This window comes from Bradyrhizobium sp. PUT101 (assembly GCF_052043945.1).
GTDB lineage: Bacteria > Pseudomonadota > Alphaproteobacteria > Rhizobiales > Xanthobacteraceae > Bradyrhizobium.
Map to the genome: position 1 here is coordinate 781194 of NZ_CP197207.1, position 26610 is coordinate 807803.

Genomic DNA, 26610 nt, shown 5'->3' on the forward strand with positions numbered 1-26610 from the left:
CGCAGCAAGTTCGCCGTCATTGCCGGCGCAATCCAAATGTCGCCCCGTCTCCGAACTCGTGGATTTCGATGAACGAACTGGATGATGTTCTGAGGCTTCTCGTCGCGGCCGGAACGGGGCTGCTGATCGGCATCGATCGCGACATGAACGACAAGCCGGTGGGAATGCGAACCCTGGCGCTGGTGGCTCTCGGCTCCGCGCTGGTTTCGATCTCCGTGATCGAGTTCCAGAACCTGCGCGACCACCCGGATGCGATCTCCAGGGTCATTCAGGGCGTCGTCGCCGGCGTGTTGACCGGCGTCGGCTTCATCGGGGCCGGCGTCATCCTGCACGACGCCAAGGCGAAGACGGTTCACGGCCTCACCACGGCCGCGACCGTCTGGATTGCGGCCGGCCTCGGCATTGCCTGCGCGTTGGGTGCCTGGCTGCTCGTCGGAGCAGCCATCGCGGTGACGTTGCTCGTGCTGTTCGTTCTGGGCTGGGTCGAGCGCCGGCTGGGGTTGAAATAATCCTGGCGTCGGCAGGAGACGTCCGCCCCATATCGGATCGTCGGAAACATCGCCTGCCCTGTTGCCTGTCCGCCCCATCCCGACCATATTGCGCCCATGACAAAAAAGCCTTTCCGCCTCACGCCCTACCAGGTGCAGTTCCTGATCGTCGTCGGCTTCCTCTCCGTCGGCTATGCCAGTTACCTGCGCTATCTCGGCATCGAGCTCTCGACGGTCGCGCTTGCCTGCGACGCCGGCCTGCAGACTGCGATCTGCAAGGCGCGTTCGGTCGCGACCGTCCTGTTCAAGAATTCGGTGTTCGGCATCGTCGCGCTGGTGGTGGCAACGCTGAATCTGATGCGGCCGTCGATCGTGCTGCTCACCGTCGGCATCGTCGCCGCCGGCCTCGGCATCGTGCTCTACAATGTCGTGCTGTCGGGCCTTGCGATCGGCCTGTTCATTCTCGGATTTGCTCGGCCCGCGCCCGCCACAGCGTGAGAGCGAGCAAGAGGTAGATCGCGCAGGTCCACAGCGACTGCCAGTTGTCGCGGCCTTCGTTGACCAGCACGTAGGCGGCCGAAAGCGTGAGCGCGCCCGCGAACACTGCTTCCGCGATCGGACGCTGGCCGATCTGCGGCCGGTTCAGCGTCAGCAGCGCAAACGGCACCACCGCCATCGTCAGCGCGGCGTAGGGAAAATCCTTGTAGCGCGGGTCGAACACGAAGCCGAGCGCGGTCTGCGCCGCGATCACGGCCGTCACTGCCAGCGTCAGGCCGAGCACGGCGGTGAGCTTCGACCATTTCCGGCCCTCGCGCGGGCCGAGCAGATCGAGGAAGGTCGGAAGGCTGCGGCCGATCACCATCGCCTGCGCGCAGAAGATCGGCGACAGGATGCCGGCGAGCAGCAGCGCACCCCACAGCAGCCAGCCGCCGATGCCGTAGCTCTCGTAGTACATCTTGTCGATGCCGATTCCGAGCAGGCTGCCCGCCGTCGTCGCCGAGATGCCGACGCCGAGCCAGGCCGGGAAGCGCGGCGTCCACGGCCGCCGGCGCAGCGTGATCAGCGCGACCGCGAACACCAGCACGCTGAGGCCCATGCCCGCGCCCATGTACCATTTCCAGTAAGGGAAATTGCTGATCGGCTCGCCCGGCGGATATTTCAGGCTCCGGCGCACCGAGTCATACAGGCCCCAATAGCCGCCGACGGTGCCTTCCAGCTTGCGCTTCCAGGGCTGGTCGTAGGACTCGATCAGATTGACGCGAAACTTCTGCGTCTTCGCAAGGCTCAGGATTTCCGAGACGACGCGCGCCTGGTTGGTGCGCGACGGCAGCGCGCCGTCCCGCATACGGCCCTCGCTCGGCCAGCCGGTTTCGCCGATCAGGATCTCCTTGCCGGGAAACGCCACCGCCATGCGCTCGCGGATCGACTCGACATGGGCGGAGGCGAATTTCGCCTTCACGGGGAAATCCTCCCAATAGGGCAGGATGTGGATCGTGACGAAGTCGACGGCGTCATAGACCTCGCGGTTCTTCAGCCAGTACTCCCAGACATCGGCATAGGTGACGGGCACGCTGACCTGCGCCTTCACCGAGCGGATGATCGAGATGAGGTCCGCCGTCGTCATCTCGCCGCGGAGCAGCACCTCGTTGCCGACGATCACCGTGGAGATGATGTCGGGGAACTCCTTGGTGAGGCGAACCGCGAGCGCGGCCTGCGCTAAGTTCTTGGTGCGGTTGCTGGAGAGCCAGATGCCCTGGAGCACTTTCAGCCCGCCGACCTTGGCAGCGACCGCCGGCACCTGGTCGAGCCCGTTCTCCATCGAATAGGTGCGAACGCAGTCGGTGATTTGCTTGAGCTGGCGCAGGTCCTGCTCGATCTGGTCGGCCTCGATATGGGTCCATGCCTCAAGCGGCGACTGCTCGCCGCGGAACGGCGCGTAGGAGACGCACTGAACCTTGTCGGCGGGGTCGATCGGGGCGCGCGCGAGCGTGATCGGTGTGGCAAGCCACCACCACACGGCAGCGATCGCACCCAGTGAAACGAGCAGAAGCGCCAGTGGCGTACGAAGAGAAATCGGTTCCGTCCTCCGCGAAGGGTCCGTCGATTACCTGCTCGCACGCCTTCTGCCAAGGGGTAACAGGCGACCGACCCGCTCCTCACCCTGCGGAATTTCGCTGCGGCCGTTCGGCCGTGGGCTAGGATCGTGACTTTGCTGGACAAAATTCGAAATACAGGTCATGGGATTCGACGGGAATTTTCCGCCGCATTGGAGACCCATTTGGACGCCATCAGCTAGCGCGTCCGCGAGGTCTCGGCGCGGACGGTCAGCGGATATATTGGGGAATTCATGCGGCAACGGGTGTTCGAGTTACGAAATGCGGTCCTGCGGCAGTTCGCCGCCACCTTGGCCGTCTCCTCCTTGCTCGTTCTGATCAGTGTCGTCGGCGCCTCCGCCCAGAGCGGCACACCGGCCCCCGACCAGGGCAAGGCCACCGCCCAGCCGGCCGACGCCGCCAAGGAAGCCGCCCAGAACCAGCGCCGTACCGACGAATTCGCCGAAGCGGCCAAGGTCATCAACGGCCCGGCCGGCAACCCCGAATGCGTCTGGCTCGGCCGGCGCGTGGTCCGGCTGATGTGGCGGGACGACCTCGATACCGCGTTCCGCCATCTCGACCTCTACGACCGCTTCGGCTGTCCCGGTGGCCACATCCAGGCCGCCTTCCGCTGCCTCACCCGGTTCGGCGGCCAGATCGATCCCAAGGTCGCCGAGACCCTGGACAGCCGCGTGCAGGCGTGCTGGATCAACCCGGCCGCCCAGCCACAGCAGGCGGCGGCCACGGCGGCCCAGCCGGCCGCACCGGCAGCAGGCAATTCGCCGGCACCGCAGCCGGCCGCGAGCCCCTCGCCTGCGGCAAGTCCGTCTCCGGCTCCCCCGAAATAGCCGCGATCGTTTCAGCTACCGTTCAGGAACGATCGGCCATAGACGCGGTTGGCACTGCCACGCGTCTTTCGAAAAAGGCCATGCCCTCATAAGGACATGAGGCCATGACAGTTGTGAAACTGCGTGGCAGAGATATGCTTCCTTTGCCGCGGACACGGTCGGATCTCGGGGTCGGATCCGCTTCCTTGCCACCTCAGCCCCTTTTGGTTTAGCCGCGATGCGCGTTGTCGCCGCCGTTCTGTTGCTCGTATCCGCGCTCCACGCGGGGCTGTGGGGGGTCTTGCGGGACAAGGAACCCGCGCCTGATTTCAAGGGCCTTTTGCCGAGCGTCTCCTACGCGCCGTTCGAAGGCTCGGCCCACCCCGACATCGATAACATCCCGACGGTCGAGAAAATCCGCGCCGACCTGAAGACGCTGTCGACCATGACGCGCGCGATCCGCCTCTATTCGTCCACGGGCGGTGTGGAACTGGTGCCGCCGATCGCGGCCGAATTCGGCCTCAAGGTCACCGTCGGCGCCTGGATCGACAAGGACAAGGATCGCAACGAGCGCGAGATCAAGGCCGCCATCGAGCTCGCCCGCAAGAACAGCAACGTCGTCGGCGTCGTCGTCGGCAACGAGGTCATCTACCGCGGCGAGCAGAAGGTCGAAGACCTCATCGACATGATCAAGAAGGTGAAGGGCGCGGTCCGCGTGCCCGTGACCACCGGCGAGATCTGGAACATCTGGCGCGACAATCCCGACCTTGCCTCCAACGTCGATTTCATCGCCGCCCACGTGCTGCCCTACTGGGAAAACTTCCGCTCGGACCAGGCGGTCGACCAGGCCGTCGACCGCTACAACCTGCTGCGCAACCTGTTCCCCGGCAAGCGCATCGTGATCGCCGAGTTCGGCTGGCCGAGCCAGGGCTACAATTTGCGCAATGCCGATCCGGGCCCGTTCCAGCAGGCGCTGATCCTCCGCGACTTCGTCACCCGTGCCGAAGCCATCGGCATGGAATACAACATCGTCGAAGCGATCGATCAGCCCTGGAAATTCTTTGAAGGCGGCGTCGGCCCCTATTGGGGCATCCTCAACGCCAGCCGCGAGCCGAAATTCGCCTGGACCGGCCCGGTGGAGAATCCCGACTATTGGAAGCTGATGGGCATCGCGCTGCTGGTCGGCGTCCTGCTGTCGCTGCCGATTCTGCGGATTCAGAAAGCGACCGCGAAACAGGCCTTCCTGCTGTCGGCGACCGCCAACGGCGTCGGCGCCTGGGCCGCGACCGTGTTCGCGTTCTGGAACAGCCATTATTTCATCTTCGGCTCGGCCTTCGCGCTGACGCTCGGCATGATCCTCCTCGTTCCGCTCGTTCTCATTGCGATGGCGCGCATCGACGAGATCGCCGCGGTCGCGTTCGGCCGGCCGCCGCAGCGCCTGCTCAGCAAGGGCAGGCCGGTCGCGAACGTGCCCGAGAACTACTATCCGAAGGTCTCGATCCACATCCCCGCTTATTTCGAGCCAGTCGACATGCTCAAGCAGACGCTGGATGCGCTGTCGCGGCTGAACTATCCGAACTACGAATGCGTGGTCATCATCAACAACACGCCGGATCCCGCCTTCTGGCAGCCGATCCAGGACCATTGCCGCGCGCTCGGTGAACGCTTCAAGTTCATCAACGCCGAGAAGGTGCAGGGCTTCAAGGCCGGCGCGCTGCGCATCGCAATGGACCGCACCGCCGCCGATGCCGAGATCATCGGCATCCTCGATGCCGACTATGTCGTCGAGCCCGACTGGCTGAAGGACCTCGTGCCGGCCTTCGCCGACCCGCGCGTCGGCCTCGTGCAGGCGCCGCAGGAGCATCGCGACGGCGACCTGTCGATCATGCACTACATCATGAACGGCGAATATGCCGGCTTCTTCGACATCGGCATGGTCCAGCGCAACGAGGCCAACGCCATCATCGTACACGGCACGATGTGCCTGATCCGCCGCGCCGCGATGGACATGGCCGGCGGCTGGTCGAGCGACACGATCTGCGAGGACAGCGATCTCGGCCTTGCGATCCAGGAGCTTGGCTGGGTCACGCATTACACCAACACCCGCTATGGCGCAGGCCTGTTGCCCGACACCTACGAGGCTTTCAAGAAGCAGCGGCACCGCTGGGCCTATGGCGGCCTCCAGATCGTCAAGAAGCACTGGCGCCGCTTCCTGCCGGGCGCGAGCCGGCTCACCTCCGACCAGAAGCGCGAATACGGCCTCGGCTGGCTGAACTGGCTGGGTGCCGAAAGCCTCGGCGTGGTCGTGGCGCTGCTCAACCTCGTCTGGGTGCCGATCGTCGCCTTCGCCGACATCGCCATTCCCGACAAGATCCTGACGCTGCCGATCATCGGCGCTTTCGTCGTCTCGCTGGCGCACTTCCTGTCGATGTACCGCGCCCGCGTCGCGATCAAGCCGGGCCAGATGCTGGGCGCGATGATCGCCGCGATGAGCGTGCAGTGGACGGTGTCGCGCGCGGTGGCGCAGGGCCTGATCACCGAGCACATCGCGTTCGCGCGCACCTCAAAGGGCGGCCTCAGCCGGATGTCGATCGAGTTCCAGGCGTTCTGGGAGGCCGTGATCGGCACCCTGCTCGTGCTCGGCGCCGGCGTGCTGGTCGCCTCCAACAGCTTCCGGCAGATCACCGAGATCTACATCTTCGCCGGCGTGCTGGTGCTGCAGAGCCTGCCGTTCCTGGCCGCGGTCGCCATCGCCATCCTCGAGCTCAGCCGCATCAACTCGTTCCAGTTCTGGCGCGACAGCGCGATCCGCACCGCCGAGTTGATTGGCCTGCGCCCGGTCGCCCTGCCCCCCGTCGGCGCGCCACAAACCGTGCCGAGCGAGGTGCGACGGGAGACGAACTGACGGCCGAAAAACTCGCCCGGCAGCCATCCTTCGAGACGCCCGCCCGCGGCGGGCCCTCAGGGTGAGGCCGTATTGTGCGGCGAGACTGTCAGACCCTCATGGTGAGGCGCCCGCCAAAGCGGGCGTCTCGAACCATGGAAGGCCCGGCTCTTGCGGCAGCCTCCTCCCTCGCGCAGGAGCTCATCGCTCTTCGGCGTGGACGACGAGCCGCCAATCAGGTTGAAATTCCCGGCCTAACCAGCGGAAGCAGTGAGCGAATCCCCGCTCCTGCCGCGATCTTCGGCAGCCACCCGCACTATTGACCTCCGCAGCCACTGCCCCTACACAGCGCGGGCCGAGAGCATGATCCGGAAACAGCCGGTTTTTCCCCGCGACGCAAGCTTAAGAAGCGCAGCGGCAAGACATGCTTCTCGAATGTCCGAGCACGATGGCGATCTCTGTCGAAGCCATCAGCGGCCATGGGAGCGCGTAGCTCAGCCGGTAGAGCACGTGACTTTTAATCACGGGGTCCTGGGTTCGAGCCCCAGCGCGCTCACCAAGTCCTAATATAATTCAGTGACTTGTAGGCATAGCGGACGATTAATTGGCTTTGTTATTTCGGTGTCCGCATCGTGTCCGAAAACTCGCAGCTCCGACCGCTTGTGAATAGTGGGTGGAAAGGACGCAATCTCCCGTAGGAGATTTCCCAGCATGTCACGCTGCAATCATCGATTCGCCGCGGACCGATTTCATGGGTGACTTACTCAAGACGTTTCTCGACTTCGTAGAGCGCTTTCCAACGCTAGCTTGGCGGATGGGCCTGTCGTGTGCAGGCCTGGGCGCGGCCGTCTACGGCGCGATCTGGATGGGCTTCGTTCGACCTGAAGCATTCAATGGTTACGCGGAAGACGGAGCTCGATTGGCCATCGCCTTGGGCGCTGGCTTCTTCATTATCGGAATAATCTTTGCCGTAGCTCGGACGGCCGTGCGGATATTCACATGGGCAGGACGAAGGAGACAGCGGCACGCTCATGCTCAGGTGCTCCAACACAACATGAGGTTCCTGACGACCCCTGCGCAGCTAATTTTGTATGTCGGTATGACGGAGCCGGGAGGACGATTTCCAAGTTTCGGGGAAATCAATGCGATGCGCCTTCTCAGCCAATACAAGCTGGTTGTTCCAGAAGGATATTACTCTCTGTCAATCGGCCACATGGTCCGCGTGGCGCTCGAGATCTACGCCTTAAGGGATGAGATCATGGTGCCGCTCAAGAAGCAAATTGAGGACGCTATGGGCGTAAGTGTTGATGACGTCGAAGCTGTAAAGTCCAAGTTGGAGGCCATGCTGAAGCGAGAGTCTACTGGTTGGGTGGTCTAATAGCGATGGCCACAAAGACACTTTACTTCGATGGCAAGTTCGTCTGCGCGTACAAAGCGCCGGCGGATCAGCCCGTAGGATGGGTTGAGCTCTTGCCAAATCCATCACCCGTTGCGATCAGCGCCGCTGCGATCCGCGATCGATTATCGGAGCAATCCTCGAAGGACCGCGGAGTCGCCGACCGAATTGCCGGCGATGGGTTTCGCAAGGGCTCAACCCATCCTACGCACTGACAGTGCACTTGATGCAGAGCGATATCGACGTCAATTAAGTGCACTGTCACCGTTCGTAATGTCGTTGCCGGCGATGGGTACGCAAGAGCCCAACCAATCCTACGTGCTGATTGTCACTGCGAGGGTTATGGGCGACCCGGTGGCTGGGGTATTGGTGTCGTGGCGTGTGCGCCACCGGGCCTCGCCGATCCCGAGCCTGGGCTGGGCCGGAGATCGACTACCAATAAGGTAAGTGGCTTGTTCACCTGCGATTTGCGATCCGTCAAGTTCTATCAAGCCCGTAGGATGGGTTGAGCTCTTGCGAAACCCATCGCTCGTTGCGATCAGCGCCGCTGCGATCCGCAATCGATTATCGGAGCAATCATCGAAGGACCGCGGAGTGGCCGACCGAATTCGCCGGCGATGGGTTTCGCAAGAGCTCAACGCATCCTACGCGCTGACTGCGCTCTTGTCCTGACCACGCCGGTAACCTTGTCGCCGCAATGGCTGTTTCCTTAACGTCCGCTCGCAATGTAAACTGCTCTCTTTCGCAGCAGGCCATTTGATGACCAAGACGTTAGGTTCCGCGCTAAAAAGAGCCGAAGACCGGCCCTCTGGATTCGATTATCTCCGACTGAGCCTCGCAGTATCAATTGTTGCCTGGCACACCATAACGATCTGCTACGGCCCGCAAGCCGAAGCGCCACTTTGGACACAGTGGTTTCGGCCGCTGCCCTTCTTCATCATCCCAGCCTTCTTTGCGCTGAGCGGCTTCCTGGTTGCCGGGAGCCTTGAACGCAATTCCATCGGCGCATTTGTCGCCCTTCGTGTCATCCGGATCGCGCCGGCGCTCGCTGTCGAGGTGCTGGTTTCAGCGTTGATCATCGGACCTCTCGTCACGAGGTTGGATCTGTCGGCGTATTTCCATGACCATCTTTTTCAGCGCTATTTTCTCAACCTGTTCGGCTACATCCAATATTTTCTCCCTGGAGTGTTTACCGATCAGCCCGCGCCGTGGGTCAATCTGCAACTCTGGACGGTTCCGTTTGAGCTGGAATGCTACGTCGCGATCACGATTCTTGCGGCGTTGGGAGTCACGCGGCGACCGTCGGTCCTGCTATTGGTCGCAGTTGCCGCAGCGTTTGTCTTGACGGTGAATGGTGTATTCAGATCGCCGCCCACCATGGAAGGAGCAATCCCCGGCCGCGGACTTGTGGTCGCATTTCTCGTCGGCGTTGCTCTCTACAGAATGCGGGAAGTTGTGCCTTTCAGCTGGGCCGCGTTCTTGGCATCGCTCATCGCGTATATTGGCCTCTGCTTCTTTCCACAGACGCTCTTTCTCTCGGTCATCCCAGCGGCCTACGTCACCGTTTATGTCGGGCTGCTCAATCCTCCGCGCGTGTTGCTCGTGAAGGGGGCGGACTATTCGTACGGAATTTTCCTGTACGGATATCCAATCCAACAGACGGTCAGCTTCTTTCTTCCCGAGCTTCGTTTACCCCTGTTCAACTTCATGATGACGCTGCCGGTGGTGTGCTTGCTGGCTTGGATGTCCTGGGTTTTCGTCGAGTTCGAAGGTTCTGAGCCAGAGGAAGGGCATTATCCGATTTATCGAACAATCTACCGGGCTATGGCGAACAGCAGCGTAGTAGCCATGTTGATGATTTGCGCCATCAACTATCAGGGCGATGATGCGGACGGGAAATCGGCGCAAGCCTGACGTCGCGTGGGGACAGTACTCACGAGCTCCGTTGAACCGGAATGGCCGAGGCCTGGACGATCGCCAAAAGCGTGCGGTCGGCGCGGCGCTGATGTTTGGCCGGATTGGAACGGTAAGCCGCCGAAGTCCCTCGCAGCGACCAACCACATGAATCAACAGAGCAATGGGAAAAGCCGCAGCGTGGTTCCAGCCCCACTGCGGCCATTCCCGACAAAAATAGAATCTGGTACTTAAATCGCGCCGGTGTTCTTTCTGTAGAACACCCCGTTCCGAAAATGGATTCCGTAAAACAACCGGAATGCGATGTTCTACGCATTGCCGCCCGGATACGAATATGGCACGGCTCAGGTTCCAGCCCCCAAATGCTCCCGGCTGCCGATTCAATTGCGGATTAGAGCGCCGGGAGTGCCGGGCCGGGCGAGATGAGATGGCGGTCTAGAGTCCCCTCTCCCAAAAAAGAGAAATCTGCCGACCCTGCAAATCAACGGGTCCGTTGTCGCCGCTCAAGTCGCGTGCGTGCCAGGCCGCGAGCCTACTTTCGCGCAACGCCAGCGATGCACAAGGCGCTATCAGCTGAAGCCGCGCTGACCATCCGGCAGAAGCGCGGTTCGCGTGTCATCGGAATTCGATTCTGGCTCTCAGCGCTTTGGCTGATGCCATCATTGGTGAACGCGCCGGCGCTCGCCCCACCGGCTGAGCTTCGCGCCGCTATGTTGGCCTGACCGCCTCGCGATGAGAACCGTCATCGAGCGCGGCGTATTCACCCAGCCGTTATTGACGATCCTCATGCCTGTTGCAGCGGCCATCGCCCATTTGCTGCACTCAACCATGCTTGCCGCCATTGCCTTGCATCTGCGGCCGTTCCAACGGCCCTGCCCCAAAAGCCAGAAGACAACCCGCCGGAAACGTGTAGCATTCAGGAAAACCGGAGGGACAGCATGTTTGAAATCAATGGTTTCGACACGGCGGGCACCGTCAGCCTCAAGCGGCTGTCACTCGCCGCCGCCCTCAAGAAGGCCAAGGAGCTTGTTCAGGACGGCTGCCGGGACGTTCGGGTCGTTGATCCCAGCGGCCGCGTCTATACTTCGTTTGACGAGCAGGCCGCCTAAAGCGCGATGCGATTAGGATGAATCGTCATCGCGCTTTAGGTTGTTGTTTAAGCATGATCTTTTCGGAAAACCGCTGCGCACTTTTCCGGATCATGCTTTAGTCCAAGCGATCATCTGCGCCTGTCGCCGCTATCCGCCTCGGCCGACGTTCGACGAGGCATTGTCAAGCCAGCGCCGCGTTGCTTCGTCGCTCCAGCCGGGAACCGCGAAGCGCGCCGGCGGGGTCGCATTCGTGCGTGGCCGGTCCACCGCAAGGTGGCGTGCGCGGGGGCGATGCACTGTTGCTGCGTCTGCAGCGGTACACAGGACGAGCAACAGACCCATGAGACCCATGGCAAAGGGAGAGCGCATCGCATCAGCTCCAATCGAGCAATCGTTCCTGTTATCTGATGCGCCGACCGGTGCGCCACAATCGATCGCGGCTTCACAAGCAGGCGAGAGAAGCGCGGGCTCTTGCGGCGGCGCCGGCCAATCCTCAACGCGCGCGCGATGCCATTGCCAGTCGACTCGTTTGGGCGCAGGCTCCCTCCAGGCGCTTCAGACGCCGCACGGGAGAGACACATGAAGGAACCGGGCCTGGATGGTCGCCACCGCGACAAGGACGGCCAGATCAGCAAGAAGCACGGCAACGCGCTGGTCGGCACATTGCGCAAGATCTACGGAAAGGGTTTTGCGGCCGGCTATCCCGATGCGACGCAGCTCAGCGAGGTCCTGGCCCAGCTGAACGAGACGTCGCTGAGCCAGTTGCGTCGCGATCACGACACCGGGCACTTGGCGCACAAGATCGATCACGCCTTGAAGTGACGGACGACAATGACAGTGCCCCAAACTGGGCATGGCTAAGGGCGACCTTCCCTGCCAAGGCACCGTCATTCCCTGATTCCAGGTCGGGACGGCGGGATAGAGAGGCCCGTGAACGCGAACCCGCGCCAAACCGGTCCGGACATCGTCCCAAGTGATCAGCTTGGCCTCTCTTCAGCTCTCCGGGGCTGCAGCCGGCACACTCAGCGGCGCTCCTCCCACCGAAACAGGCCCTAGGGGTTTCGGCGGCCGCGCCAGCCGTTTGCGCATCGCGGCGGATAGTCCATAGCGAGCATTCGCTCGTCGGATGGAGGACGTGACGTCCGACATCATCACATTTTGCAGCGAGTCGACCTTCGCGATCAGCGTGGACAGCTGCGAAGATATCTTCTTCACGTCGACCCGCTCGTCCGTGATGCTCTGCCGCAGCGACAGCAGCACCAGTGAGTCCTGCTGCAGCAGGGCTGCATTCTGCTGCAAGGCGTGGTTGTTCGCCTGCAGCGAAGCCGAGTGTTGCTGCTGGGCGGATTGAATGTCCTTCAAGGCGGCGACGACCGGATCGGGTTTTGGCGCGGGCGCTTCCCGGCGCGGGAGCAGCTCAGCCAGGCTGCCGACATTCAGCGACGGCAAACCGGACGGCGACGTATAGACGGCCGCCGCGCCGTTGATGGCCAGGGCACAGACCGCCAGCAGCAGGACCGTTTTCCGGCTGGTCCGCTTGATCGGCACCGGGGCTTCCGGGGCTGCGGGGTCGTGCGCTGCTGCGGCGGCTGCAAGCGCTACCGCGTCGAGTTCTTCGGCGAAGCTTGGCGTTTCCAAGGACGTGGTCATCTGCGTTGACCCCAATGAGCGAGCAACAGGAAGCCGCCGCCGGAACGTCCTCATGACGGCTCCTGTACGCAGCACCCATCTCCAATTGCCTAAAATTGTGGGCTTTTCGGATTAATTCCACGTTAGCGGCCTGACGCGCGCCTCGTCCTTCGAGACGACCGCTCTCCGGTCTCCTCTCCATGAACCACCTGTCGGACGAGGTCTGGCAGGTGGTTCATTGTTCCATGTGCAGCGTCCGCTTTCGGCGCTGGCGACTCTGGATGAGGCTAAGCAGCACTGTGCCCTTTGAGACTGCCGCCACGCATTCCGTCCTCATCCTGAGGAGCCCGCCTACAGCGGGCGTCTCGAAGGATGGCCGAAGGAACGCTCTCAAGTGCGACGGCCCTGCCGCAGGACGTCTCCGTGCTCACGAAGGTGCCCCCGACCCGATCTCCAGCCACAGCCTTTGCGCAGCTGATTTTCCGAAGTTGGCATGATGCCACTGTTTTGCCCGACAGGTCAAACGGGCTTTCTGCGCCTGATATGCAGAAGACATTGCGGCAGAAGCACTTAGCTACTGTGCATGGGGTTGTTTTCGTGTCTCTTGCAGCTCACCCCTCATCCAGCACCTCGAACAGCTCCTCCACCCGCTCGAACGGCGCGTCGCGCATCGCACTGTGATGGACCACCCGATCGCCGTCGCGTTGCAGCGACTTGCCTCTGGATTTCCGCAGGCGGCCCGGCAGGAACGTCGCTGCCACCGCCTCGAGACCGACGTCGAGGCGGATGATGCCTCTGCGCTTGCACTCGATCCTGAGCTTCGCTGCGGCGAAGAAATCGCGCGCCACCTTCGGCAGGGGTCCGAAGCGGCGGGAGGTCTCCTCCTCGAGGTCGTCGAGATCGTCCTCGTTGCTGCATCGTGCGGCGCGCGCATAGAGCTCGAGCCGCACCGGCTCGGACTGCACATAGGTCTCGGGGAGCATGTCTCCGACCGGGAGGTTGAGGTCGGGCACCCACACCGCAGCGCGCTCGTCGGCCTTCTCCGAGGCCATCTTCAGGAGATGGCTGTAGAGCACCGGCCCGAACACCTGGACGTGGCCGGACTGCTGCTCCGAGAACAGGTCGCCCGCGCCCCTGAGATCGAGGTCGCGCTCGCTGATGGCAAAGCCTGCGCCCGGCCGGCTGAACTCCTCGAGCGCGGCCAGCCGCTTGGCGGACTGCCCGGATTCCGTCTCGGTCAACAGATGGGCGAAGGCGCGGATGCCGCTGCGGCCGACGCGTCCGCGCAGCTGGTGCAGCTGGGCGAGGCCGAACTTTTCCGGCCAGCACACCACGATGGTGTTGGCGCGGGGAATGTCGAGACCGCTCTCGACGATGTTGGTTGCGAGCAGGACGTCGGCCCCACCCTCGACGAAGCTCATCATGCGGTCGTCGATCTCGTCGGCAGGCAGCTTGCCGTGCAGACAGACGATGCGCAGGTCCGGCGCCACCGCCTGCACCCGCGCCAGCATCGGATCGAGATCGTGGATGCGCGGACAGATCAGGAAGCTCTGCCCGTGGCGGCGCTGCTCGCGCAGCAGCGCGGAGGCGATGGCCGCGTCCGACAGCGGCGCAATCCTGGTTGCGACCGGAAGCCGGTGCACCGGCGGCGAGGCGATCACGCTGAGGTCGCGGAAGCCGGCAAGGCCGGCGGCCAGCGTCCGCGGGATCGGCGTCGCGCTCATCATCAGCACGTGGACGTTCCTGGCGAGGCCTGCGAGCTTGGCCTTCTCGGCCGCGCCAAAATGCTGCTCCTCGTCGATGATGACGAGGCCGAGATCGTCGAACTTGACGTCCTTGCCCGTGAGCGCCTGCGTGCCGATCACGACCTTGGTCCGGCCGCTGCGCAGGCCCTCCCTGGTCTCCCGCAGCTCCGCGCCCGCCGTGGCCCGCGACAGGTTTCCCACCTCGATGCCGAACGGCGCAAAGCGCTTCTGGAACGTTGCGACGTGCTGCCGGGCCAGCACCGTCGTCGGCACCGCGATCGCCACCTGCTTGCCTGACAGCACCACCGCCGCGGCTGCCCGCAGCGCGACCTCGGTCTTGCCGAAGCCGACGTCGCCGCAAATCACCCGATCCATCGGATGACCGGATGCAAGATCATCCAGCACGTCGCTGATCGCCTGGGCCTGGCCGATCGTCGTGAAGTAAGGGAAACGCGCGACGAATTTCTCGTAGGTCGATCCCGGCGGCACCAGCTTTTCGGCGCGCCGCCGCCGGCGCTGGCTGATGTGCTTGGCGAGCACCTTGCCGGCAACCTGTATCTCGCGCTCGGCCTCGCCGCGGCGGGCCCACCATGTGCTGCCGTCCGCCTTGTCGAGCGCGAGTTTGCCGAGTTCGGCTGCGTAGGGCCACATCAAGGCGAGATCGGGCGGCGGCACCAGAACCGCATTGTCGCCCGCGAACTTGAGGCGGATCATCTCGCGCATGGCGCCGCCGCCGGTGTTGACGGTCTGCAAGCCGTCGAGCACGGCAAGGCCGCGCTGGAGGTGGACGACCACCGTGCCCTGCTCGGGCACATCGGCATGCTCGAAGGCCGCGCTCCAGGCGCGCGCCATCGGTTGCGGATGATGCGCGCGGCTGCCGAGCACGTCGGATGCCGTCACCACGACCAGAGGCTTCTTCCCCGGCACGACGAAGCCGGCATCGAGATCGGCCAGCAGCGTCGCCTCGCCGCCTCGCCCGCGCACCGCCTCATCCCAGTCGTCGCAGCGCTCCGCCTTGACGCCGCTCATCCGCTCCATCACGCGCAGATCGTCCTCGTGCGCGGCGACGAGGATCAGTCGCGATCCGGCCCGGCGTGTCTCCTCGACAAAGGCACGCAGCGCCCTCCTGGAGGACGTCAGCTTCGAAAACTCCGGGATGTGCTGGAAGGGCGCCGTCCGCGGCAGCACCTTCATGCTCTTGGAGAGCTGCTTCCAGTCGCGCCGTCCGAGATATTCGCGCTCCCGCTCCGCCCGGCCTGCGGCCTCCTCGATCGTGCCCAGCCAGGCGTCGGCGTGCAACGGGACCCCGGCGTCCGCGATCCATTTGGCGCCCCCGCAATAGTCGAACAGGCTCGCGCGCTTGCCGCGTTTGCCGGCAAGGCCGAGCCGCTCCGACATGGGATCGACGAGAAGCTCCTTGGTCTCGAAGATGATCCTGTGCTCGTTCGGATCGAACGCCACGATCCGTTTGATCGCATGGTCCGAATGCTCGATCCGGAACGGCCCCAGCGCGCCCGCGGGAAATATCTCGAAGGTCTGCCCGTGGAATAGCGCGCCGCCCGGATAGTCCGGCTCGTCGTCGAGATCGTATCCCAGGGCTTGAAGGCGGGTCTCGAGGTCCCGCTCGGAGAACGTGCCGCCCACTTTCAAGCTCAGGCTCAGGCGGGACAGGCTCGCCGGCGGCGGCAGGCGCTCCATCACCGCTTCCGCGGTCGAGACGAGAAACAGCGGCTTCTTGGATTTTGCAAGGCGCCTCAGCACCGAGGCCCTGCGCCCTGCGAGCTCGTGCGACGGCTCGAGCTGATCGAACGGCAAGGTGTTCAATCGCGGAAACACCAGCACCTCGCAGGACGGGTCGAACGCGTGAATGACGCTGCCCAGCCGCTCCGCCCTGTTCTCGCTCTCGGCGAGAAAGACGATCCCGCTGCGCCCGGACTGCTTCCATTGTGCAAGCAGATGAAGAGCCATCATGCCGAGGGGCGACGACGACGAGATCGTGGCGCGCTGCGATCCTTTGCTCTTCTTCGGCGCCTTCTTGGCCACCCTCGTCTTTTTGGAAAGCCTCACTTGAACCCGTTTCTCGTCTTACACTGTAGCCAACAGAATGCGAGCCGCCCTCATCTCGAATCGGCAACTCGCCGCCATGCATATGGGATTTGCACCGCGAACGCACCCCTCGTGGCAACGTTCAGGGCGGCGCCGCGATCCGGACAATCTGGCTGTTTTGGTCGGGCTGCAGGGCGGAACTCATCCGGCCCGGGATCAGCATCGCTCGATGCAAGCATTGCGACAATCGTAGACGTCGTGCGCGCATGGAGCCACGAAAAAGCCCCAGCGCTTGGAGCCACACTGGGGCGTTTCGTTCAACATGAATAAGTTAAGCAATGACGCCTTCATAGCAGTAGTTTCGCCGCGTGCTTGTGAACTGGTTCACACACTTTGCCCCGAGCAAACGACCTCAGCGCGAGAGGCCCTGAGGTCGCCAACCTTTGTGGGTAAGGTTTTCTCGCGGCCCGGGGGCTTTGGGGCTTGGGGATGGGCCGTGAGCCAGGATTCGACGCGCGCCGTGCAGAGTCGTTCCAAAGCCGCCCGATCGGAGGACCAATGTACGGGGGCGCTCCAACCAGGCCGGAACGGGGTACCTCATCTCCCGGTTTGAGCGCGCACGCGCCGCGCGTTAGGATGCCGCTTTGACGGAGGCTCATTTGAAATCATTCATTTTCATCGGCGCCATCGCACTGCTTGCGACGGCCGCCGCCCACGCACAGACGCTGGTCGATCCCAACAAGGTTGCTCCCGAATACCGCGAGGCCGCAGAGAAGCGTCGAGCCGAGCAGTTGCGCCAGCGTGAATGCGCCCTGAAGGCCGATCTCGAGAAGGTGCTGCCCAGGGATCGCACCGCCTTTCTCAACCATTGCCTGGAGACGATGGCGGCCAAGCAATAACGGCCGACTATTCCAGCCGGCGTCTTGGCGCGATGCGCGCAAGGTCCGCGTTCATTCGCCGGGCGCACGCGCGATCAGCGGGATGAGAGGACTGGCTCAGCTGCGCTGCCGCTTCCTCGGAAACAGGCGGTCGCGGATGTAGCGCGAGGTCGGCGTCAGGCGGATGCCGCGGGGCTTCTGCCAGGCAGCGCGGTCGATCTCCTTCTTGTCGCCGATCGCCAGCCTGCCCTTGGCGGACTTGGCAATGAAGATCGCATCGCTCATCTTGCGGCCGGAGCGTTTGTTCCTCGTCTTCACTTCCTTCCAGAGGCTGATCCTGCCGAGCTTCAGCTTGGGCAGCTCCTCCTTGATCTCCCGCCGCAGGCAGTCCTTCTCCGACTCGCGCGCGCGCCTGCGGCCACCCGGGAACATCCAGAGGCCATCTGACCGGCGTCTGACCAATAATACCTTGCCGCGCCTGGCGGCAACCAGCTTGGAAGACTTCGCCATTGCTGCCGTAATCGAAAAACAGAATCGGTCCGATCGTAACTTGTCTAGTCGAACAGACAAGTTCGCCGCACGTTTTGATCACAGGCCGCGAGCCATCGAGTCCTGCCGCGGCACGGCCGGCAGAGATCAGCCCTTGCCCGCCTCCGCGCGGTCCTCGGTCCTGATCCAGGCCACCATCATTTCCCAGGCTACCGACAGGATGATCGGCCCGATGAACAGACCGACGATGCCGTGGGCCAGCGTGCCGCCGATCACGCCGACGAAGATCACGATGGTCGGGGTGGTCAGGCCCCGCCCCATGACGAGCGGCTTCAACATGGTGTCGATGAAGCCGACGAGGACGAGAAACACGGTGAGCAGCAACGCCGTGGTGACGTCCTTGGCGGTCCAGATCCAGATGATCACCGGCAGCAGCACGAGGAAGGCACCGATCTGCACGATCGAGAGCAGCAGCACGATGAAGGCGAGAAGGCCCGCGCTCGGCACCGAGGCGAGCTTGAAGCCGATGCCGGCGAGCAGCGCCTGCACGATCGCGACGCCGATCACGCCCTGCGCCACGGCGCGAATGGTCGCACCCGCAAGACCCAGGAAATGCTCGCTCTGCTCCGGCACGATGCGAAACAGGAAGCCGCGGCCGGCCGCAACCAGCCTCGGCCCATGTGGAAACAGGAAGCCGGCCACGAACACGGAGACGAGAAACTGGAGCGTGCCGACACCGGCGTCTCCGGCGAGCGAGAGCAGCGGGCCCGCCAGCGGCTGGAGATACGGCGCCACCTCGCGCACCACCGCCCGGATGTTGTTGTATGCCTGGTCCCAGAGCTCGTAGAGCCAGGGGCCGACGAGCGGCCACGATTTGAGCTGCTCCGGCGCCGACTGGAGCACGAGGTCTCCGGTGCCGAGCTGGTGCGCCAGCTCGCGCACGCCGTCCACCGCGCTGATGCCGAGCCAGGTCGCCGGACCAATGACGATGCCGAGCGTGATCAAGGTCAGAATCACTGCTGCCGTCTTGCGCCGGCCGCCGAGGATCTTGGCGACCCAGCTGAACGCCGGATAGAATGCGACCGCGAGCACGCCGCTCCAGGCCAGGATCGGCACGAACGGGCGGATGATCAGGAAAGTCCAGATGATCAGCAGGGCGAGCAGGCCAAGCCGGATCACGAGCTGGATGACGTCCTCTCCCGTCAGGAACTGACGGAGGCTTTTCACGGGCACAGCTTTCCTTGCGGCATGAACGCAACTTCCGGCGCTTGCACGGCCCGGCCGTTATTGCCAGCCACGCATCCGGCGTCAAGACGACTGGAACTGACCACGCCCCACGATCAGGAACCATCGGGCCATTCCTCGTTCCGAGACGATGACCGCCCCCTCCTGGCCTTCACCCCAGCCCGGCTTGGCTAACGCCCGTTAACCGGATTCCCCCGCGCCGGTTTACGCCGCCGCAAAGGCTGGTGACTATCGTGGCTCGAGGTCACCGAAACACATTCTGTGCAATGGCCAACAGCATCTGGACGATCGAAGAGTTCACCTGTGCGGGTTGCGGCATGAACTACACCGCAACCAGAGAGGAGCACAGCGAGGCACACACCGGCAGCTTCAAATGCGGCATCTGTAGCGGCGTCGTGCACGCCTGGTCAGGCAAGCATCATTTCTTCGGCTGGCAAGCCGTGAAGACGAGGCCGCCGGTGTTCGGGAAGCGCTGGTCGGGCGTCGAGTGGTAGGCCGTCCGCGGCGTCGCAGGATCGGCCGAATTGCACCGGCGCCGTTTGCACTCCGTTCACCGGTCGCCGCTAGATCAGGTTGGATCCTCCGCGCCGAACCCCAATCATGGCCGACCTCAACGCCGTCCTGACCAGGCTCAACGACCGTCTGCTCCGCCTCGAGGGCGAGCTGTTCGTGCTGCGCTCGCTGGCGCGCGCGACGCTGACGGCCGGCGACGACCATGCGGCACGCATGCGCAAGCTGGTCGAGGCCGCCAAGGTCGCGCTCGACGACGAGGCCAAGCGCCCTCTCGACAAGCCGACGCGCAAATATGTCGATGCGGCAACCGCACTGGTGGAGGAGCTGCTGGTCGAGCCGACTTCGGCGCGGCCGCTGTTCACGGTCATCGACGGCGGCCGTCGCGACTGAGCGACAGACGCGCTACCCCCGGCGATCGTTCAGCGCCCATCCATGCCGGGCGCGCACGACGCAGACCTCTAGATCGCCCTGGAATTCTCGGCCTTGAGCCGGCTGAGCCCCGCCTCGATGATCGCGATCTCCTCGTCGATCTGACCGATCGGCAAGCTGAAATCATAGCCGGACCTGCTCTTCAGATCGATCGCAAGCCGCTGCCTGTGCATCATCAGCTCGTCGAGTCCGCGGCGATTTTTCAGACGCACATAGGCGTCGACAATCTGCTCGATTGCGCTCGGCATGAAATCTGTCCCGTCGAAAAAGGCCCGGCTGCGCGCCCACGCCGGCGGACGTTTTCAGTGTCGCGGTACGCAATACAAATCCGCGACGGATTCGTCGATACGCCAAGCTGGTTGAGATCGTGTTACCGCCGGACGATTTCGTGATGCGTGGCGTGAAAAGGCCGCCGGCGATCACCGCCGACGGCCAAAACCGGGTTCAAAAATGGATGCGGGTTGAAATGTGGCCAGCCCCGGTCGGCGCACCTTATCAGCCGATCGAGGATATCTTTGTTAAATCGAAACACAGGAACCGCTTATCGGCCACTTATCGTCCGACCGTGGCGGCGCGGCAACGCTGGTCCGTGGCGCAGAAATAGGTGCACCGGCGGCTCGCGCCCGGCGCATTGTTGATAACCCACGCAAACGCGGCGCGGGTGGTGACAGGGCGTGCGGACGTGTTATCGGGGGATGACGCAGTTGCGAAACGGATCGGACCCCCATGCGCATTACCCTCGTCGGCTCCCGCCATTTCGGCGTGACCACCCTGAACATGCTCCGGGCGCACGGCGTCTCGGTCGTCCGGGTCGTGGTCGCCGATGCCGAGGATCGCCTCGCCGCGACCGCCAAGGCCGCCGGCATCGAGGTCGTGGTCCAGGCCAATCCGAAGCTGGTGGTGGCGTCCGAGATTGCCCCCGACACCGATCTGATCATCACGGCGCACAGCCACGCCCGGATCGGCAAGGACGCGCTCGCCGCCGCCAAGCTCGGCGGGATCGGTTATCACCCCTCGCTGCTACCGCGCCATCGCGGCAAGGCCGCCGTGGAATGGACCATCAAGGAAGGCGATCCGATTGCCGGCGGCACGATCTATCATCTCGCCGATCGCATGGACGCCGGCGCCATCGCCGCCCAGGACTGGTGCTTCGTGAAGAAGGGCGAGACCGCACGGGAGCTTTGGGAGCGCGCGCTGGCGCCGCTCGGGCTCAAGCTGCTGGCCGATGTGATCGACTACGCCAAGGTTCACAAGGCGCTGCCCGCCAAAGCGCAGGACGAGCAGTTCGCGACCTCCGCGCCGAGTCTCTCCTGACGTTTACCCTTAATGTGAACCCGCGTTGATTCTGCTTCGAAAACCGGAGTCAGAATCCCAAATAAACCATTGTGCCAACAGGAACAATTTTCGATTTGGCTTCGCAACAAATTTCCGTCACATTTCGCCCGAATATGCGTCAGCATATCAGACAAATTCAAGGACGGAATTCATGCGTTTTGGTCGCATTGCGGTGTTCTGTGCCGCTTCAGTTTTCGCCGGTACCCTCGCCGCCCCCGCCTTTGCCCAGAGCCCCTATGACGGCAATTGGCAGGTCACAATCGTGACCAAGAGCGGCTCGTGCGAGCCGACCGCGAGTTCCATGCTGACGGTTGCCGACGGCAAGATCACCGCGCCCGGCGCTAACGTTTCCGGCACCATCGGCCGCGAGGGACTTGTGAAAGTTTCGATCAATGGTGCATATGCCAACGGTCAACTCAACGGCAACGCCGGATCGGGGAAGTGGAATGGAGCATCAGCAGGCATACCGTGCAGCGGGCGCTGGGAAGCATCGCGCCTCTAAACCAATGCAGGTTCGTGCCCGGAACCGGCGGCTGCTGATCGCGGCCGCCGTATTGTTTGCGGCCGCAGTCGCCAATTCCGAAAGCAATGCGCAGTCCGGTCCGTTCGCTCCGATGGCGGGAAGCTGGAGCGGCGGCGGCACCGTCAGCCTCGAGGACGGATCGACGGAACGCATCCGCTGCCGGGCCAAATACGCTCCCATCGGCCCCACAATGGAAATGACGCTGACCTGCGCCAGCGACGCCTACAAGTTCATCCTCTCCGCCAACGTTCAGTCGGCGGGTGGTGCCATTTCGGGAAGCTGGAGCGAGGCCAGCCGCAACATCTCTGGCTCGCTCCAGGGCCGCGGCGGCAGCGGAAACTTCGAGGTGGTCGCCTCCGCCGCAGGCTTCAACGCCAAGATCGCGCTGAGGACGCACGGCAACAGGCAGACCGTCACGATGCGCGCGGACAGCCAGTTCCGCGGCGCCAACATCTCGATGTCGCGCTAAGGCGGACCACAATTATGACAATCGGCCCGGCGGTCTCGCCGGGTCTTTTTTATGCGCCCGGCACGAACGCCGTGACCTCGATCTCGACCTTGGCCCGGTCGTCCACGAGGCCGCCGATATAGAGCAGCGTCGAGGGCGGGAAATTTCGGCCGAGCGTTTCCTTCCAGGCCGCACCAATCCCGGCACCGGCCGCTTCATACTCGCTGCGGCTGGTCAGGTACCAGGTCAGGCGGACGATGTGCTCGGGGCCGGCGCCGGCCTCGCGAAGGAGCTTGACGATCCGCTTCAGCGCAGTCGCGACCTGCGCTGCCATGTCGGGCCCGTAATTGCCGGCCTCATCGCCGCCGGTCTGGCCGGCCAGAACCACCCAGCGCCCGGGACCGTCGACCACGACGCCATGGGAAAAGCCGCGCGGTTTTTTCCACTCGGCCGGCTGCAAGATATGCATGAGCGACGCTCTCCCGATCTTCTCTTTGTCTAGCGATGCCTAGCACGACACCCGGCATCGCTGCATCCGCAGATTTGGCCGTTGCAAACGCCGGCGATGTCGCCGATACCGACCGTCCCTTCCGGTTTCCATCCCCAGCATCCTGCCCCGATGAGCACGACACCGTCCAAAACGATGGCTGCACTGTGGATGGCCGGCTGGCTGTCGCTGATGCTGGTCATGGCGGTTGCCGGGCGCGAGACCACGCGCGAGCTGAACGTCTTTCAGATCATGGAAGTGAGGTCGCTGGTCGGCTTCTTATTGCTCTCGCCGATCATCTACCGCGCCGGCGGCCTGAAGGTGCTCAAGACATCGCGCCTGCCGCAGCATGTCGGCCGCAACCTGGTGCACTATGTCGCCCAGCTCGGCTGGTTCTTCGCGCTGACGCTGATTCCGATCGGCCAGGTGGTGGCGATCGAGTTCACAATGCCAATCTGGACGGCAATCCTGGCGGCAAGCTTCCTGTCCGAGCGGATGACGCCATGGAAGATCGCCGCCATCGTGCTCGGACTCGTCGGGGTGATCGTCATCGTCCGACCGGCGACCGGGGAGATCAATCCGGGCCAGCTCATCGCGCTCGGGGCCGCCATGGGATTCGGCGTCTCGATGGCGCTGGTCAAATCGCTGACCCGCACTGAAAGCGCGCTCTCGATCCTGTTCTGGATGCTGGTGGTGCAATCCGCCGCAGGCTTCATTCCGACGCTGTTCGTCTGGACCTGGCCATCGGTCTATGTCTGGGCCTGGGTCGGCGTGATCGCAGTCTGCGGCACATTTTCACATTATTGCCTCGCCAGCGCAATGCGCTACGCCGACGCGACGATCGTGGTCCCGATGGACTTTCTGCGGGTTCCGCTGACCGCGACCGCCGGCTGGCTACTGTATTCCGAGCGGCTCGACGCCTGGACCGTGCTCGGCGCGGCGCTGATCCTTGGCGGTAATCTCCTGAATTTGAAGCCCGCCTCGCCCGTTGCCGCTCGCGCGCAGTGAACCTCGCGGCGCCTCGCGCGACAAACGAAGTGGACGTGTGATCTGGATCACGTTGGAGGGGCTCTCCATCGTGCATATTCGGCCACACAGCAGCGGGTTGGACGCAACGGACTGCCGTTTTGGTGGCGCGACGTCGGGCACTTCGTGTAGGTTCGTTGCCAATTTGTTGCTGCCTGCAATTCGATTCTGGGGATTTCAGAATGCGCTATCTCACCCTCCTCACTTCGCTGGTGTGCATGGCACTGTCGATCAGTGCCGCCAAGGCCGACCGCCGCGTCGCCTTCGTCGTGGGCAACGGCTCCTACAAGAACGTCGCGCAATTGCCGAACCCGCCGATTGACGCCAAGTCGATGGCGGCCACGCTGCGAAATGTCGGCTTCGAGGTGATCGAAGGCGCCAATCTCAGCCGCGACCAGATGACGGAGAAGCTGCTCGACTTCGGCCGCAAGGCGCAGGGCTCCGACATCGCGCTGTTCTATTATGCGGGCCACGGCATCGCCGTCGGCGGCACCAACTACCTGCTGCCTGTCGATGCCGACATCAAAACGGAGATGGACGTCAAGCTGGGTGCCGCCATCAACATCGACCTGACGCTCGAACAGACCATGGGTGATGCCAAGGTCAAGCTCGTCTTCCTCGATGCCTGCCGCGACAATCCGTTCGCCGCCAAGATCAAGTCGAACTCGGCGACCCGCAGCGTCAACGTGCAGAGCGGACTTGCAGAGATGAAGTCCGGTGAAGGCACGCTGATCGCCTTCGCCACCGGTCCCGGCCAGACCGCGCTTGATGGCCAGGAGGGCAACAACAGCCCATTCACCCGTGCGCTGATCGACAACATCACCAGGCCCGGCGTCGAGATCCAGCAGGCGATGACGTCCGTGCGCGCCCAGGTGAATGAAGAGACCCACAAGGGCCAGCTGCCCTGGGGCCATACCAACCTGATCGGCGCCGTCTATCTCAACCAGGCTCCGACGACCCAGGTCGCCAATGTGGCGCCGACCGCGGCCGGCAGCGTGCCGGCGTCTGCCGCCAATTCGGATGGCGTCGAGCTCGAATACTGGCGCTCCGTGAAGGAGTCGAACAAGCCGGAAGAGCTCAACGCCTACCTCACCGCCTATCCCAACGGTCAGTTCAAGGCACTGGCGCTGGCGCGGCTTGCCGCGATCAAGAGCGGCCCCTCGACCGCAACCCGCACGCTCAACGCCGGTATCGATCCCGCGACCTTTACCGACGAGGCCACTCAGCTCACTGAGGACCAGATCGGCCTCAGCAAGACCCAGCGCCGCGACGTGCAGCGCCGCCTCACCGGCCTCGGCTTCGACACCAAGCAGACCGGCGTGTTCGGCGAGGAGACCCGCTCGGTGCTCAAGCGCTGGCAGGCCGCGCGCGGTTATCCTTCGTCAGGCTACCTCAACAAACTTCAGCACAAGGCCATGCTCTCGGAGATCGTGGCTGCCCCGCCGACGGCGAGCGACAACAGCCAGAAGGCGGCCCGGCGGGCCAGCGCTCCGGCAGCCAGCAGCGCACCGGCGCCGGCTCCTCAGCGCAGCAATCCCGGCGATGCAGCCGGCGCGGCCTTCGTGGGTGGCGTTGTCGGCGGCATGATGGGCGGCATGTTCCGCCGCTGAGGCAAGACCTGACGCTCAAGATGACTTTCAAGCAAAATGCCCGGCTCGCGCCGGGCTTTTTCTTTGGTTGTCCTCGCAATCTGGTGTGGAGCAGGTGCCTACTTCCCCGCCGCCTTCCGCAGTGCGTCGTTGATGCGGTCCTGCCAGCCTGGACCGCCCTCCTGGAAAAACTCCAGCACGTCCTGGTCGATGCGCAGCGTGACCTGCTCCTTGATGCCGGGAACGGCACTTTGTTTGGGCGGCGCCGCTGCGACTTTCGTCGTCACCTTCTTGAACGCCGCCTCGGCTTCCGTCCTGGCATCGCCAATCGTACGCGGCCGCCTCGGTTGATCCGCCATGTCCTAGATTCCTTCAAACAGAGCCGTCGAGAGATACCGCTCGGAGAACGACGGCACGATCGCCAGGATGGTTTTTCCCGCAGCTTCCGGCCGCTTGCCGATCTGCAGCGCGGCCGCGATCGCCGCGCCCGAGGAGATGCCGCCCGGAATGCCTTCATGGCGGGCCAGCGCGCGCGAGGTCTCAATCGCCGTCGTCGAGTTGACCTTCACGATCTCGTCGATCACGGCGCGGTCGAGGATGTCAGGGATGAAGCCGGCGCCGATGCCCTGGATCTTGTGCGGGGTATGCTGTCCCCCCGACAGCACCGGGCTCTCTTCCGGTTCGACCGCAACCACACGCAGCGAGGCCTTGCGTGGTTTGAGCACCTGGCCGACGCCGGTGATCGTACCGCCGGTGCCGACACCGGCCACGAAGAAATCAATGTTGCCGCCGGTGTCGTTCCAGATCTCCTCTGCGGTGGTGCGGCGGTGCACCTCGGGATTGGCGAGGTTTTTGAACTGCTGTGGCATCACCGAGTTCGGCGTCGTCTTCACCAGTTCCTCGGCGGCGGCGATCGCGCCCTTCATGCCTTGCGCCGCTGGCGTCAGCACCAGTTCGGCGCCGAGAAAAGCCAGCATCTTGCGTCGTTCGATCGACATCGACTCCGGCATCACCAGCTTGAGCCGGTAGCCGCGGGAAGCTGCCACGAAGGCGAGCGCAATACCGGTATTGCCGGAGGTCGGCTCGATCAGCACGGTGTCGGGCTTAACGATGCCCGCCTTCTCCATCGCGATGATCATGGCCGCGCCGATGCGGTCCTTCACGCTCGCTGCAGGATTGAAATATTCAAGTTTTGCCAAAATGGTCGCGTTTGCGCCGTGCATGCCGGGCAGACGGCGCAAGCGCACGATGGGCGTGTTGCCGAAGGCGTCGACGATCGAGTTATAGATCCGGCCCCGGCCGGCTTGGTGCGCTGCACCCGTGGTGGACGATGTGTCCATGATGAACTCCCTGCGGCGACGATCTGCACTTCTGTCGCGATCATTGCGCAGTTACAGACAGCTAGCGGCGACACGCAAGCGACAATCCGACACATGTTAAATACGCTGCATCGCAAAATCGCGTGAGCGGCAAAAAACAGAAAACCTACGCATTTGTGTTGCGACCTCGTCAACCGCTTCTGGTTATGTTAGACT

The 26610-nt window shown here is 63.6% G+C and carries 26 protein-coding genes and 1 tRNA gene; 18 read left to right on the plus strand and 9 right to left on the minus strand.

Annotated elements, in window-relative coordinates:
• Positions 1–68 precede the first annotated feature (68 nt).
• Together ACSHT2_RS03800 and ACSHT2_RS03805 are read left to right on the plus strand one after the other, a co-directional pair.
• Positions 69–509, plus strand: a complete 441-nt coding sequence (locus ACSHT2_RS03800) for an MgtC/SapB family protein (protein WP_028178747.1) — start codon at positions 69–71, stop codon at positions 507–509.
• Between the two features lie 96 nt (positions 510–605).
• Complete coding sequence (locus tag ACSHT2_RS03805) at positions 606–986, plus strand: hypothetical protein (RefSeq protein WP_124158252.1); 381 nt, start codon at positions 606–608, stop codon at positions 984–986.
• Here ACSHT2_RS03805 and ACSHT2_RS03810 read toward each other — a convergent pair.
• Positions 946–2505 (minus strand): glycoside hydrolase family 17 protein, encoded by a 1560-nt coding sequence (locus ACSHT2_RS03810; RefSeq protein ID WP_440640446.1) that lies wholly within the window; start codon positions 2503–2505, stop codon positions 946–948. The two genes, ACSHT2_RS03805 and ACSHT2_RS03810, sit on opposite strands and share 41 nt — an antisense overlap.
• A 330-nt stretch (positions 2506–2835) precedes the next feature.
• Between ACSHT2_RS03810 and ACSHT2_RS03815 the strand changes: the two genes are divergently transcribed.
• The 7 genes from ACSHT2_RS03815 (at position 2836) to ACSHT2_RS03845 (ending at position 11515) form a co-directional block, all read left to right on the plus strand.
• Positions 2836–3429 (plus strand): beta-1-3, beta-1-6-glucan biosynthesis protein, encoded by a 594-nt coding sequence (locus ACSHT2_RS03815; protein WP_440640447.1) that lies wholly within the window; start codon positions 2836–2838, stop codon positions 3427–3429.
• Positions 3430–3646: 217 nt separating this feature from the next.
• Positions 3647–6313 carry a glycosyltransferase gene (locus ACSHT2_RS03820; RefSeq protein WP_440640448.1) on the plus strand — a complete coding sequence of 889 codons (2667 nt, stop codon included), beginning with the start codon at positions 3647–3649 and terminating at the stop codon, positions 6311–6313.
• A gap of 462 nt (positions 6314–6775) precedes the next feature.
• Positions 6776–6851, plus strand: a tRNA-Lys gene (locus tag ACSHT2_RS03825).
• A 192-nt stretch (positions 6852–7043) separates the two neighbouring features.
• Complete coding sequence (locus ACSHT2_RS03830) at positions 7044–7670, plus strand: hypothetical protein (protein ID WP_440640449.1); 627 nt, start codon at positions 7044–7046, stop codon at positions 7668–7670.
• A gap of 777 nt (positions 7671–8447) precedes the next feature.
• Complete coding sequence (locus ACSHT2_RS03835; protein ID WP_440640450.1) at positions 8448–9602, plus strand: acyltransferase family protein; 1155 nt, start codon at positions 8448–8450, stop codon at positions 9600–9602.
• A 938-nt stretch (positions 9603–10540) separates the two neighbouring features.
• A complete protein-coding gene (locus ACSHT2_RS03840) occupies positions 10541–10711 on the plus strand; it encodes a hypothetical protein (RefSeq protein WP_440640451.1) in 171 nt (56 codons plus the stop codon).
• Between the two features lie 561 nt (positions 10712–11272).
• Positions 11273–11515 (plus strand): hypothetical protein, encoded by a 243-nt coding sequence (locus ACSHT2_RS03845; RefSeq protein WP_440640452.1) that lies wholly within the window; start codon positions 11273–11275, stop codon positions 11513–11515.
• A gap of 171 nt (positions 11516–11686) precedes the next feature.
• Here ACSHT2_RS03845 and ACSHT2_RS03850 read toward each other — a convergent pair whose 3' ends face one another.
• A complete protein-coding gene (locus ACSHT2_RS03850; protein ID WP_440640453.1) occupies positions 11687–12343 on the minus strand; it encodes a hypothetical protein in 657 nt (218 codons plus the stop codon).
• Between the two features lie 590 nt (positions 12344–12933).
• Positions 12934–16038 (minus strand): DEAD/DEAH box helicase, encoded by a 3105-nt coding sequence (locus ACSHT2_RS03855; RefSeq protein WP_440643038.1) that lies wholly within the window; start codon positions 16036–16038, stop codon positions 12934–12936.
• Between the two features lie 734 nt (positions 16039–16772).
• Here ACSHT2_RS03855 and ACSHT2_RS03860 point away from each other — a divergent pair.
• Entirely contained in the window at positions 16773–17012 is a 240-nt protein-coding gene (locus tag ACSHT2_RS03860; protein ID WP_440640454.1) for a hypothetical protein, read from the plus strand.
• Between the two features lie 96 nt (positions 17013–17108).
• Here the strand turns inward: ACSHT2_RS03860 and ACSHT2_RS03865 are convergent, their stop codons facing one another.
• Complete coding sequence (locus ACSHT2_RS03865) at positions 17109–17501, minus strand: NUDIX hydrolase (protein ID WP_440640455.1); 393 nt, start codon at positions 17499–17501, stop codon at positions 17109–17111.
• A 126-nt stretch (positions 17502–17627) separates the two neighbouring features.
• A complete protein-coding gene (locus ACSHT2_RS03870; RefSeq protein WP_440640456.1) occupies positions 17628–18707 on the minus strand; it encodes an AI-2E family transporter in 1080 nt (359 codons plus the stop codon).
• Positions 18708–18991: 284 nt separating this feature from the next.
• Here ACSHT2_RS03870 and ACSHT2_RS03875 point away from each other — a divergent pair, with 284 nt between their 5' ends.
• A complete protein-coding gene (locus ACSHT2_RS03875) occupies positions 18992–19219 on the plus strand; it encodes a hypothetical protein (RefSeq protein WP_124158240.1) in 228 nt (75 codons plus the stop codon).
• Between the two features lie 106 nt (positions 19220–19325).
• Positions 19326–19628 (plus strand): hypothetical protein, encoded by a 303-nt coding sequence (locus ACSHT2_RS03880; RefSeq protein ID WP_440640457.1) that lies wholly within the window; start codon positions 19326–19328, stop codon positions 19626–19628.
• A gap of 68 nt (positions 19629–19696) precedes the next feature.
• Here ACSHT2_RS03880 and ACSHT2_RS03885 read toward each other — a convergent pair whose 3' ends face one another.
• Complete coding sequence (locus ACSHT2_RS03885; RefSeq protein WP_440640458.1) at positions 19697–19915, minus strand: hypothetical protein; 219 nt, start codon at positions 19913–19915, stop codon at positions 19697–19699.
• A 143-nt stretch (positions 19916–20058) separates the two neighbouring features.
• On the opposite strand from ACSHT2_RS03885, the gene ACSHT2_RS03890 reads away from it, so the two are divergent.
• From ACSHT2_RS03890 to ACSHT2_RS03905, 4 genes are all read left to right on the plus strand, one after another.
• A complete protein-coding gene (locus tag ACSHT2_RS03890) occupies positions 20059–20271 on the plus strand; it encodes a hypothetical protein (RefSeq protein WP_440640459.1) in 213 nt (70 codons plus the stop codon).
• A gap of 122 nt (positions 20272–20393) precedes the next feature.
• Positions 20394–20981 (plus strand): formyltransferase family protein, encoded by a 588-nt coding sequence (locus ACSHT2_RS03895; RefSeq protein WP_440640460.1) that lies wholly within the window; start codon positions 20394–20396, stop codon positions 20979–20981.
• Between the two features lie 172 nt (positions 20982–21153).
• Complete coding sequence (locus ACSHT2_RS03900) at positions 21154–21504, plus strand: hypothetical protein (protein WP_124158238.1); 351 nt, start codon at positions 21154–21156, stop codon at positions 21502–21504.
• Positions 21449–21994, plus strand: coding sequence for a hypothetical protein (locus ACSHT2_RS03905; RefSeq protein ID WP_440640461.1), 546 nt, complete (start codon positions 21449–21451; stop codon positions 21992–21994). Before ACSHT2_RS03900 ends, ACSHT2_RS03905 begins: the two co-directional genes overlap by 56 nt.
• Positions 21995–22043: 49 nt before the next feature.
• Here the strand turns inward: ACSHT2_RS03905 and ACSHT2_RS03910 are convergent, their stop codons facing one another.
• Positions 22044–22442 (minus strand): RidA family protein, encoded by a 399-nt coding sequence (locus tag ACSHT2_RS03910; protein ID WP_440640462.1) that lies wholly within the window; start codon positions 22440–22442, stop codon positions 22044–22046.
• A gap of 150 nt (positions 22443–22592) precedes the next feature.
• Here ACSHT2_RS03910 and ACSHT2_RS03915 point away from each other — a divergent pair, with 150 nt between their 5' ends.
• Positions 22593–23468, plus strand: a complete 876-nt coding sequence (locus tag ACSHT2_RS03915) for a DMT family transporter (RefSeq protein WP_319334429.1) — start codon at positions 22593–22595, stop codon at positions 23466–23468.
• A 200-nt stretch (positions 23469–23668) separates the two neighbouring features.
• Complete coding sequence (locus ACSHT2_RS03920) at positions 23669–25096, plus strand: caspase family protein (protein WP_440640463.1); 1428 nt, start codon at positions 23669–23671, stop codon at positions 25094–25096.
• 98 nt (positions 25097–25194) lie between these two features.
• On the opposite strand, the gene ACSHT2_RS03925 is transcribed toward ACSHT2_RS03920, so the two are convergent.
• Positions 25195–25434 (minus strand): BrnA antitoxin family protein, encoded by a 240-nt coding sequence (locus ACSHT2_RS03925; protein WP_440640464.1) that lies wholly within the window; start codon positions 25432–25434, stop codon positions 25195–25197.
• Between the two features lie 3 nt (positions 25435–25437).
• Positions 25438–26415: a cysteine synthase A gene (gene cysK / locus ACSHT2_RS03930; protein WP_440640465.1), complete on the minus strand. Its 978-nt coding sequence runs from the start codon at positions 26413–26415 to the stop codon at positions 25438–25440.
• Positions 26416–26610 lie beyond the last annotated feature (195 nt).

Bases quoted from the DNA above. Each gene is read 5' to 3' on its own strand.
- ACSHT2_RS03800 (WP_028178747.1), top strand. From the start codon at position 69: ATGAACGAACTGGATGATGTTCTGAGGCTTCTCGTCGCGGCCGGAACG.
- ACSHT2_RS03850 (WP_440640453.1), bottom strand. From the start codon at position 12,343: ATGACCACGTCCTTGGAAACGCCAAGCTTCGCCGAAGAACTCGACGCG.
- ACSHT2_RS03855 (WP_440643038.1), bottom strand. From the start codon at position 16,038: ATGATGGCTCTTCATCTGCTTGCACAATGGAAGCAGTCCGGGCGCAGC.
- ACSHT2_RS03820 (WP_440640448.1), top strand. From the start codon at position 3,647: ATGCGCGTTGTCGCCGCCGTTCTGTTGCTCGTATCCGCGCTCCACGCG.
- ACSHT2_RS03925 (WP_440640464.1), bottom strand. From the start codon at position 25,434: ATGGCGGATCAACCGAGGCGGCCGCGTACGATTGGCGATGCCAGGACG.
- ACSHT2_RS03805 (WP_124158252.1), top strand. From the start codon at position 606: ATGACAAAAAAGCCTTTCCGCCTCACGCCCTACCAGGTGCAGTTCCTG.
- ACSHT2_RS03840 (WP_440640451.1), top strand. From the start codon at position 10,541: ATGTTTGAAATCAATGGTTTCGACACGGCGGGCACCGTCAGCCTCAAG.
- ACSHT2_RS03835 (WP_440640450.1), top strand. From the start codon at position 8,448: ATGACCAAGACGTTAGGTTCCGCGCTAAAAAGAGCCGAAGACCGGCCC.
- ACSHT2_RS03890 (WP_440640459.1), top strand. From the start codon at position 20,059: ATGCGTGGCGTGAAAAGGCCGCCGGCGATCACCGCCGACGGCCAAAAC.
- cysK (WP_440640465.1), bottom strand. From the start codon at position 26,415: ATGGACACATCGTCCACCACGGGTGCAGCGCACCAAGCCGGCCGGGGC.
- ACSHT2_RS03900 (WP_124158238.1), top strand. From the start codon at position 21,154: ATGCGTTTTGGTCGCATTGCGGTGTTCTGTGCCGCTTCAGTTTTCGCC.
- ACSHT2_RS03895 (WP_440640460.1), top strand. From the start codon at position 20,394: ATGCGCATTACCCTCGTCGGCTCCCGCCATTTCGGCGTGACCACCCTG.
- ACSHT2_RS03865 (WP_440640455.1), bottom strand. From the start codon at position 17,501: ATGGCGAAGTCTTCCAAGCTGGTTGCCGCCAGGCGCGGCAAGGTATTA.
- ACSHT2_RS03910 (WP_440640462.1), bottom strand. From the start codon at position 22,442: ATGCATATCTTGCAGCCGGCCGAGTGGAAAAAACCGCGCGGCTTTTCC.
- ACSHT2_RS03830 (WP_440640449.1), top strand. From the start codon at position 7,044: ATGGGTGACTTACTCAAGACGTTTCTCGACTTCGTAGAGCGCTTTCCA.
- ACSHT2_RS03815 (WP_440640447.1), top strand. From the start codon at position 2,836: ATGCGGCAACGGGTGTTCGAGTTACGAAATGCGGTCCTGCGGCAGTTC.
- ACSHT2_RS03920 (WP_440640463.1), top strand. From the start codon at position 23,669: ATGCGCTATCTCACCCTCCTCACTTCGCTGGTGTGCATGGCACTGTCG.
- ACSHT2_RS03845 (WP_440640452.1), top strand. From the start codon at position 11,273: ATGAAGGAACCGGGCCTGGATGGTCGCCACCGCGACAAGGACGGCCAG.
- ACSHT2_RS03915 (WP_319334429.1), top strand. From the start codon at position 22,593: ATGAGCACGACACCGTCCAAAACGATGGCTGCACTGTGGATGGCCGGC.
- ACSHT2_RS03905 (WP_440640461.1), top strand. From the start codon at position 21,449: ATGGAGCATCAGCAGGCATACCGTGCAGCGGGCGCTGGGAAGCATCGC.
- ACSHT2_RS03875 (WP_124158240.1), top strand. From the start codon at position 18,992: ATGGCCAACAGCATCTGGACGATCGAAGAGTTCACCTGTGCGGGTTGC.
- ACSHT2_RS03885 (WP_440640458.1), bottom strand. From the start codon at position 19,915: ATGCCGAGCGCAATCGAGCAGATTGTCGACGCCTATGTGCGTCTGAAA.
- ACSHT2_RS03880 (WP_440640457.1), top strand. From the start codon at position 19,326: ATGGCCGACCTCAACGCCGTCCTGACCAGGCTCAACGACCGTCTGCTC.